The organism is Pseudonocardia lutea (assembly GCF_042658055.1).
Lineage (GTDB): Bacteria > Actinomycetota > Actinomycetes > Mycobacteriales > Pseudonocardiaceae > Pseudonocardia > Pseudonocardia lutea.
In genome coordinates this window covers 1-8,177 of sequence record NZ_JBHSQK010000099.1, presented here as the reverse complement: position 1 = coordinate 8,177, position 8,177 = coordinate 1, and the positions used below count along the sequence as shown (strand labels likewise).

The 8,177-nt window shown below is 75.9% G+C and carries 8 protein-coding genes and 1 tRNA gene; 5 read left to right on the top strand and 4 right to left on the bottom strand.

What is annotated here, in order from left to right:
• Together ACFQH9_RS28870 and ACFQH9_RS28865 are read left to right on the top strand one after the other, a co-directional pair.
• The coding region (locus ACFQH9_RS28870) for a sensor histidine kinase (protein ID WP_379571034.1) at nucleotides 1–1,265 on the top strand (1,265 nt) is incomplete at its 5' end.
• A gap of 138 nt (nucleotides 1,266–1,403) precedes the next feature.
• Nucleotides 1,404–1,477 (top strand) — tRNA-Pro (locus ACFQH9_RS28865).
• Between the two features lie 182 nt (nucleotides 1,478–1,659).
• Here the strand turns inward: ACFQH9_RS28865 and ACFQH9_RS28860 are convergent.
• Nucleotides 1,660–3,027, bottom strand: a complete 1,368-nt coding sequence (locus ACFQH9_RS28860; RefSeq protein WP_379571032.1) for a hypothetical protein — start codon at nucleotides 3,025–3,027, stop codon at nucleotides 1,660–1,662.
• A gap of 379 nt (nucleotides 3,028–3,406) precedes the next feature.
• On the opposite strand from ACFQH9_RS28860, the gene ACFQH9_RS28855 reads away from it, so the two are divergent.
• Nucleotides 3,407–3,499 (top strand): BBE domain-containing protein, encoded by a 93-nt coding sequence (locus ACFQH9_RS28855; protein ID WP_379571030.1) that lies wholly within the window; start codon nucleotides 3,407–3,409, stop codon nucleotides 3,497–3,499.
• Here ACFQH9_RS28855 and ACFQH9_RS28850 read toward each other — a convergent pair.
• The 3 genes from ACFQH9_RS28850 to ACFQH9_RS28840 form a co-directional block, all read right to left on the bottom strand.
• Nucleotides 3,489–3,917 (bottom strand): hypothetical protein, encoded by a 429-nt coding sequence (locus tag ACFQH9_RS28850; protein WP_379571028.1) that lies wholly within the window; start codon nucleotides 3,915–3,917, stop codon nucleotides 3,489–3,491. The two genes, ACFQH9_RS28855 and ACFQH9_RS28850, sit on opposite strands and share 11 nt — an antisense overlap.
• A gap of 154 nt (nucleotides 3,918–4,071) precedes the next feature.
• Nucleotides 4,072–5,130, bottom strand: a complete 1,059-nt coding sequence (locus ACFQH9_RS28845) for an aminoglycoside phosphotransferase family protein (protein ID WP_379571026.1) — start codon at nucleotides 5,128–5,130, stop codon at nucleotides 4,072–4,074.
• Complete coding sequence (locus ACFQH9_RS28840; protein ID WP_379571024.1) at nucleotides 5,127–6,236, bottom strand: Rv3169 family protein; 1,110 nt, start codon at nucleotides 6,234–6,236, stop codon at nucleotides 5,127–5,129. Before ACFQH9_RS28840 ends, ACFQH9_RS28845 begins: the two co-directional genes overlap by 4 nt.
• A gap of 128 nt (nucleotides 6,237–6,364) precedes the next feature.
• Here ACFQH9_RS28840 and ACFQH9_RS28835 point away from each other — a divergent pair, with 128 nt between their 5' ends.
• Both ACFQH9_RS28835 and ACFQH9_RS28830 read left to right on the top strand, forming a co-directional pair.
• Nucleotides 6,365–7,564, top strand: a complete 1,200-nt coding sequence (locus tag ACFQH9_RS28835) for a cytochrome P450 (RefSeq protein WP_379571022.1) — start codon at nucleotides 6,365–6,367, stop codon at nucleotides 7,562–7,564.
• Between the two features lie 356 nt (nucleotides 7,565–7,920).
• Nucleotides 7,921–8,177, top strand: a 257-nt coding sequence (locus tag ACFQH9_RS28830; protein ID WP_379571020.1) for a hypothetical protein, incomplete at its 3' end; no start/stop codon positions are given.

The window sequence follows — 8,177 nt, the reverse complement described above, 5'->3', positions numbered from 1 at the left end:
CCGCGTTCGGGGCGGCGTTGCGGCGGGGCGGGCCGGCGTGGCGGCTCGGGGCCGAGGTCCTCGCCGTCGGGCTGCCGGCGGTGTTCGTGCTGCTCGGCGCCCCCGGTCCGACCGCCCGGTCGGTCACGGCCGGTCTGGTCGGCTGCGCGCTGCTCCCGCTGCGACACGTCCGGCCGTGGCTCGCCGTCGTCGGGTCGCTGTGGGCGATCTGGGGCGGCCTCGGCTGGCCCGCGCAGATCGTCGCGCTGTTCGTGCTCGGCCGCCGGACGCGGCTCGCCGCGACGGTGCCGTGGCTGGTCCTGGTCGTGGCCGCCGCAGTGGTGCCGGTGCTGGCGCGCGAGGTGCTGAGCTGGCAGTCCGTGGTCCTCACCGTGGTGTTCGCCGTGCTGTCGGCCGGCAGCCCGCTCGGCTTCGGCCTGCTCACGGCCACCCGTGAGCGGCTGACGGCGAGCCTGCGCGAGCTGGAGGACGCCCGCGAGGCCGCCCTCACCGCCCGGGAGAGCGCGGCGCGCGCCGAGGAACGGGCGCGGATCGGCCGCGAGGTGCACGACGCCGTCGGCCACCACGCCACGCTCATCGCCGTCGGCGCGGCGGCGCTGTCCGCGTCGACCGGGGAGGAGCGGACCCGCGAGGCCGCCGACCTGCTGCGGACGCACGCCAAGGAGGCGCTGTCGGAGATGCGCAGCGCACTCGGGCTGGTCGGGTCCGCCCCCGCGGGTGCCGCCGGGATCGGCGAGCTCGTGGACCGGGCCCGCGAGACCGGGCTCGACGTCGATCTCGTCGCCCTCGGCACCGCCCGCGCCCTCCCGGTGGCGCCGGACCAGGCCGTCTACCGGGTGGTCCAGGAGGCGCTGACCAACGCCGCCCGGCACAGCCCGGGCTCCACCGTGCGGGTCGAGCTCGACTGGCGGGCCGCGGACCGGATCCGGGTCGAGGTGCGCAACGGGCCGGCGCGCCGCCCCGTGCGCGGCACCTTCGGCGGCGGGGGAGCCGGCCTCGCCGGGCTCGGCGAGCGTGTGGCGGCCGTGGGCGGGGATCTGGTTGACGGGCCGGAGGACGGCGGGTTCCGGGTGCGGGCCGTCCTGCCCCTGGCCCCCGAGACCCCGCCGCACGGGCAGCCTCGGGTGGCGTCCGGACCGCCCACCTCGGCGCGGCCGTCGCACGAGCTCCAGGTCAGGCAGGGGTTACCCACGGGTACCTACGAAAGTCGCCTCCACGGGGCGACCGAGGGCGGTGGTGCCGCCGGTCCGCCCGGACGACACTGATCGGGACCGGCGCGGTGGTGCCCCACCGTGTGGCCCCCGGGGAGTTCGTTCGCGGACGAGTTGGGGGAGCGAGGTCCGGGTCGGTGCAGGGAGTCGATCGGTGGTGCGGTAGGCTGATCGAGCCCTCACGGGGGCGGCCGGGACGTGGCGCAGCTTGGTAGCGCACTTGACTGGGGGTCAAGGGGTCGCAGGTTCAAATCCTGTCGTCCCGACGGTCGACGGAGGCCGGTGTCCACTCGACGGGGACACCGGCCTTCGTCGTTCTCGGCCGCGGATTCGGGTCGTCGGCCTCCTGCCGTGCGGCGGCGATCATGATCGTGCCGCTCGGTGACGGAGATCATGCACCCCGGGGGTCCTGCCCGGCGCCGCCCCGGAGGGCGGCGCCTGTCGCGGATCAGACGTGCTCGGTCCCGGACATGTGGTGCGACCCCTCCATGCCGCGGTGCACCTCGTGACCACGGTCCTCGGTCCGACCCTGGTCGTAGCGGTCGTGCTCGAAGCGGACGTCCTGGTGCTCGAACCGCTGCTGGTCGTACGAGTGCTGGTCGTCGCGGTGCTGGTCGTCGCGGTGCTGGCCGTCGCGGTGCTCGTCCCGGTTCCGGTGCTCGTCCCGGTCGCGGTACTCGTCGCGAGCGCGGTTCTCGCCGCCGTCACGCCGGGTGCCCTCGAAGTGCCGGCCCTGCTCTTCGCGGTGCTCCTCCCGGCCGCGGTACTCCTCGCGGTTCCGGTGCTCCTCGCGGTTCCGGTGCTCCTCGCGCCCGCGACCCTCTTCCCGGCCGCGGTACTCCTCGCGGTTCCGGTGCTCCTCGCGCCCGCGACCCTCTTCCCGGCCGCGGTGCTCCTCGCGGTTCCGGTGCTCCTCGCGCCCGCGACCCTCTTCCCGGCCGCGGTACTCCTCGCGGTTCCGGTGCTCCTCGCGCCCGCGACCCTCTTCCCGGCCGCGGTGCTCCTCGCGGTTCCGGTGCTCCTCGCGCCCGCGACCCTCTTCCCGGCCGCGGTACTCCTCGCGGTTCCGGTGCTCCTCGCGCCCGCGACCCTCTTCCCGGCCGCGGTGCTCCTCGCGGTTCCGGTGCTCCTCGCGCCCGCGACCCTCTTCCCGGCCGCGGTACTCCTCGCGGTTCCGGTGCTCCTCGCGCCCGCGACCCTCTTCCCGGCCGCGGTGCTCCTCGCGGTTCCGGTGCTCCTCGCGCCCGCGACCCTCTTCCCGGCCGCGGTACTCCTCGCGGTTCCGGTGCTCCTCGCGCCCGCGACCCTCTTCCCGGCCGCGGTACTCCTCGCGGTTCCGGTGCTCCTCGCGCCCGCGACCCTCCTCGCGCCCGCGACCCTCCTCGCGCCCGCGGTACTCCTCGCGCCCGCGGTGCTCCCCGCGGTCGCGGTGCTCCTCCCGCTCCCGCTCGCGGTGCTCCTCGCGGCGGTGCTCCTCCCGCTCCCGCTCGCGGTGCTCCTCGCGGCGGTGCTCCTCGCGGCGGTGCTCCTCGCGCTCACGGTTCTCCTGGCGGCGGTGCTCCTCGCGCCCCCGCTGCTCCCGCTCCTCACGCCCGAAGACGTCCCCGCTGCGGGTGTGCTCGCGCGTGCTCCGGTCGGCCATGACGGTGCGGTGTGCCCGCTGCTCACGCCCGAAGACGTCCCCGCTGCGGGTGTGCTCACCCATGCTCTGGGCACCCGGAGCAGTGGGGTAGCCCACGGCGGTCGTGGCAGCGCCGAGCGCGGCATCCTGGCTGGTCGCGGTGCGGTCGTCGGTGGGGGTCCTGGCTGCGTCCATCGGATCTCTCCTCCTCGGTTCCCGGGGCGTCTCCCCGGTGACTCAAGGGTGGGCGTCACCGGGTGCTCGCACCGTCGGTCGACCGAACCCTCGGCCGGAGGGTCCTGTTGTCCCCCGATCGACGGACGCGTGCCGAGCGCCGGCGGGTCCTCGGTCTTCACACCAGCACGACCGATTCGAGCTCGTCGGCACACCTCCGCGCCCGCCGGCGTCCGGGGACGCCGCGGCCGTCCTTGCCGCTCTGCCCGGGTGCCCAGCAGACTCGCCCCACGCTCCTCGCGACCACGGGAAGGGGCGAAGGCGTGGAGGAGGCACTGTCCGTCCGGCTCCTGGGCGGGTTCGCGGTCGGCATCGGCACCCGGACCGTCGATGACGGCCTGTGACGGCTGCGCAGGACCGCACCTGCACCCGGGTGAAGCGCCGCTACGACCCGACCAACCTGTTCCGGCTCAACCAGAACATCACGCCGTAGGGCGCGGGGTCGCAGCGGTCGCGGAGGGGTCGGCCGCCGCGTGGGCCGCGGGTTCGCGGAGGTCGTCCACGTAGCGGGTCACGCGGAACCCGTTGGGGGAGAGGGCGACGCACAGATAGTTGTCGCGGTTGACGTCGGTGGCCCTGACGTGATCGGCCGTGGCCGGTGGCTCGATCATGCGCAGCACCTCGGGGATGGTCATCAGCTTCCAGCCCGCGGGGCAGCTCGCCTGGGTCTCCACAGCCGAGGCCGCGAGCCTCACCTGGTGCTGCGGGATCGGCGCAGCGGTGATCCAGGCGGAGGCGCCGACGAGCACCGCGACCACCGGGCCCACCGATCGAACGGCGACCGAGCGGGACCGCGGAAGCCCGGCCGCCGATCCGTGACGGAGCCGGGGGATCTCGTCCTGTGCACTCATCGCCGCCGTCCTCGCAGGGCTCGGCGCACCACGCTAGTCCCGGCGTCGGGCGATGACCGTACGTACCTCTGCCTACGCCGGTCGGACGCGTCGTGCCGCTGCCCGTCGGCCGCCCCCGCCCGGGCGGCGGACGGCGCGTGCTGGACTCCGCCGGTCAGCCCAGGAACTCCTCCGCGCCCAGGTCGAGGGCGTGGGTGAGGTGCCGCTCGGCCATCGTCGCGAACATCCGGCGGCCCCGGTCGTCCACACCCACCAGCATCGACGCCCCGATCGTCATGCCGACCCCGCACAAGGTCGCGCGGCGGTGGTCCTCCCGCAGCCGGTCGAGCGGGTAGTCCACACCGAGGGCGGTGAGCTCGCGGTGGTACCCGGCCAGCAACGTGTCCTCGTGGGCGCGCCGGTCGGCCACGGTGAGGCTCGCGCCGAGCAGGTAGGCGACGTCGCTCGCCGCGCTCGCCTGCCCCACCGTCTGCCAGTCGACGACCGCCGGGCGCCCCGGGCCGAACAGCACGTTGTCGATGCGCAGGTCCCCGTGGGCGAGGCAGCGCGGGGCGGTGTCCTGCTCGGCCCAGGCCGGCAGGGCGCGGACGAAACGGGCGCCGAGCTCGGCGCCACCCGCCGGCAGCACCGACCCGTACCCGGCGAGGAAGCCCGGCCAGAGCTGCGTGAGCAGGGCGCCGGTGCCCTCCCGTTCGGCGCGCGGCCGGCGCAGCCACCCCTCGGCGTCGAGCCGCGGATCGCCCCAGTGGGCGGCGTGCAGCCGGGCCGCCTCCGCCAGCACCGCGGCGACCTCGTCGGGCGTGCAGCCGGCGAGCTGGTCGCCCTGGCGGGCCGGGGCGAGATCGGCGAGCAGCAGCGTGAAGTCACCGGTCGCCTCGTCGATCGTCGCGAGGTGGCAGACCGGCAACCGCAGCCCGGCCCCGCCGGCGAGGCGCTGGTAGAAGCGCACCTCGCGCAGGTACTCGCCGCCGGTGCGGCCCCGTTCGCGGCTCTTCGGGTCCGGCGACGGGAACTTCCCGACGACCGTCGCGGGCCCCGCGCCCGGCTCGTCCCACGTCAGGTGGAACCGCACGCTCTGCCCGACCAGGCCGGTCCCGATCCGCTCCGCGCGCACCTGCGTGACCCGCGCGCCGGCGCCGAGCACGTCGCTCAGCCACCCGGGGGTGACGGCGGCGGGATCGGCGAGCGGGGCGGGGAGCTCGGCGGTGCTCACCGCGCGCCCGGGGCGTCGAAGGCGCCGGTGAAACCCGACGGGCGGTGCGGCCCGATGGCCAGGTGCTCGAACACCCCGACCCCGGTGCGGCCGTCGCTGTCCACCCGCACCAGCTGCTGCACGTGCACGTTCTCCGGCGCCGCCGGGTCCAGGTCCGCGGTCCGCCACTCCGAGCCGCCGGTCTCGTGCTCGCCGTGCCACACCCCGTGCGCCCACGCCGGGTGGAAGTAGCCGATGCCGCGCATCCGGAAGGTCAGCAGCGGGGTGAGGCGGGTGGTCCGTTCCTTGCCGTCCCAGCCCGCCGTCCGCAGCGTGGCCCCGCGGGCGAGCCGGGCACCGGGCTCCCACTCGATCTCGACGTCCGCGGTGCGGGCGTGGTCGAGCCGGGTGGCCTCGTCGGCGCCGGGCAGCAACGGCACCACGCAGGCGCTCTCGTAGACGTGCCGGCCCTCGGCGTCGTCGACCAGGGCGAGGTGGGTGCAGTGGTCGTCGAGGTGCAGCGGGGCCCAGACCCAGAAGAACTGCGGCGGCTCCGCGGGCGGTGCCCCGCCGGGCGGCTCGCCGACGGCCCGGACGCCCCACGACCGGTCGCGCGTCCCCGGCGTCCCGGCGCAGGTCAGCTCCGCGTCGCCGCCGCGGAAGCGGCCCTCCCAGGTGCCCCACTGCGTCAGCCGGGTGTAGTCCATCGTCGCGGTCACGCCGGTGTGCCGGATGATGCGCGGCTCCTCGACGGCCGGGGTGCGGGCGCGGAACACGAGGTCGGCGGCGAGCCCCTGCTCGGGCGCGTCGACCCGGACGCGCAGCACCCGGAGCGGCTCGACCACCTCGACGGCGATCGGCCCGACGGAGGTCGCCGCCGCCCGGTCGAGCGGGGCGCGGGCCGAGGAGTGGACCGACCGCTGCACCCCCGCGTGGAGCACGCTGAACGACGCGTCGACCACCCGCCGGTTCGGGTACAGGCCGAGCGCGACGGCGAAGAAGAAGCCCCCCTCGGGGTCGTAGCCGTTGAAGAAGTACCGGTCGTAGTAGTTCCGGTCGCCCGTGCCGGGCACCGCGACCGGCTCGGCCGTCTGGTGCAGCGGGTAGTCGTCGAACGTCGTGATCACGCGAGCCGCCTTTCCCCACCGCACCGTTGCGGCGTGCCCGTCGGACGCTACGAGCCGCGCCACCCGTGGTCAAACACCTGCATCAACGGGTCTTCTCCGGCCGGGTCGCGCCGGATACCGTCGATCACGTGCCGACGACGTCACCCTTCGTTGACCTGCTGAACCCCGAGGCGTTCGCCGGGGGCCACCCGCACGAGCAGTACCGCTGGCTGCGCGAGCACGATCCGGTGCACCGGCACGCCGAACCGGACGGACCCGGCTTCTGGGCCCTGACCCGGCACGCCGACGTGCGGGCGGTCGGCCGCGACGCGGAGACCTTCTCCTCCGAACCGACGATCATGATCGCGGACCCGGTCGAGCCGGGCGACGGTGTGCACAAGATGATGCTGATGGCCGACGGCGCGGACCACACGCGATTGCGGCGCATCGCGGCCGGGGACTTCGTGCCGCGAGCCGCCCGCCTGCTGCGACCGCGGATCGCGGAGCTGGCGCGGGAGATCGTGGGCGCGGTCGAGGGGCGGGGGGAGTGCGACCTGGTGACCGACCTCGCGGGGCTGATGCCCTCGTACGTGATCGCCGAGCTGCTCGACATCCCGCACGCCGACGGCGTGGCCCTCTACGACCTCACCGAGGCCATCCACGCCAGCCCGGAGGACGGGCGGGCCGGGCCGACCGGCGCCGAGGCCGTCCAGCTGATGTTCGCGCACGCGCACGCGCTGTGGGAGCGCAAGCGCGCGCACCCCGGCGACGACCTGGCGAGCCGGATCGTGCACGCCTCGACCGGTGACCGGCCGCTCGACGAGCTGGACTTCGCGCTCTACTTCCTCCTGCTGATCGACGCCGGCGGGGACACGACCCGCAACCTCGTCGCCGGGGGCATGGACGCGCTGTTCGCACACCCCGATCAGCTCGCGGCGCTGCGCGCCGACCCGGACGGGCTGATGCCGACCGCCGTCGAGGAGCTGCTGCGCTGGGTGAGCCCGGTCGTCCACATGCGCCGGCGGGCCACTCGCGACACGGTGCTCGGCGGGCGGGAGATCGCCGCCGGGGACAAGGTCGTCCTCTACTACGGCGCGGCCAACCGGGATCCCGCCCGGTTCCCCGACCCCGAGCGGCTGGACCTGCGCCGCACACCGAACGACCATCTCGCCTTCGGCGGCGGACCGCACTTCTGCCTGGGCGCGCACGTCGGCCGGCTGGAGATCGCCGCGATGCTCCGGGAGATCCTCGCGCTGCCCGGGCTCGAGCCGGCCGGCCCGGTGGAGTGGCAGCGCTCGACCTTCATCACCGGTCCGCGGCGGATGCCCGTGCGGTTCGCCCCGCGCTGATCGGCCGGGGTCGGGCGGGACCGGGCGCCGTCCACGCGTCCGGGCACGGCAGAGGCGCCGGACGACCGGGGGGCGTCCCGTGCGTCCGGCGCCTGCCTGGCTGCCTGGCGAGCATCTCGACAGACACCACCTCCTCACCGGTGTTCCGGCGACCCCCGGCTCGGCCGCTCGGTAGCACCCAGAGTGGCTCCGCCACCCGCGGCCGCGACTCGGCCCGGCGACGCCAAACCGGTCCGCGGGCCTCGCCCCCGCGGGACGGGGCCAGGCGGCCGACCCGGGCGTAAGGGCCCCGCGGCCGCGCATGGATCGCCGGCCCGGGGGTAGACGCGGGGGCCGTGCTGGTGAGGAGACGCGAGATGCCAGGCTGCCGGACCGAGCGCGCGTTGCGCCGCGAGAACGCGAGCCTCCGTCGACTCCTCTCCCTGTCCTCCGCCCTGGCGGAACTGCGCGAGGAGGGCGAGATCGTGGCCCGGGCGACGGCCGCGGTCGAGGCCCTGACCTCGTGCACCGTGGTCGCCGCGCCGTCCGCCGACGGGTGCGCGGCCGTCCGCTCCCCGGGCGGCCGCGGCCCCGGACCGGGCCCGGCCGCGCGCCTGGCCCAGCTCGACGGCGC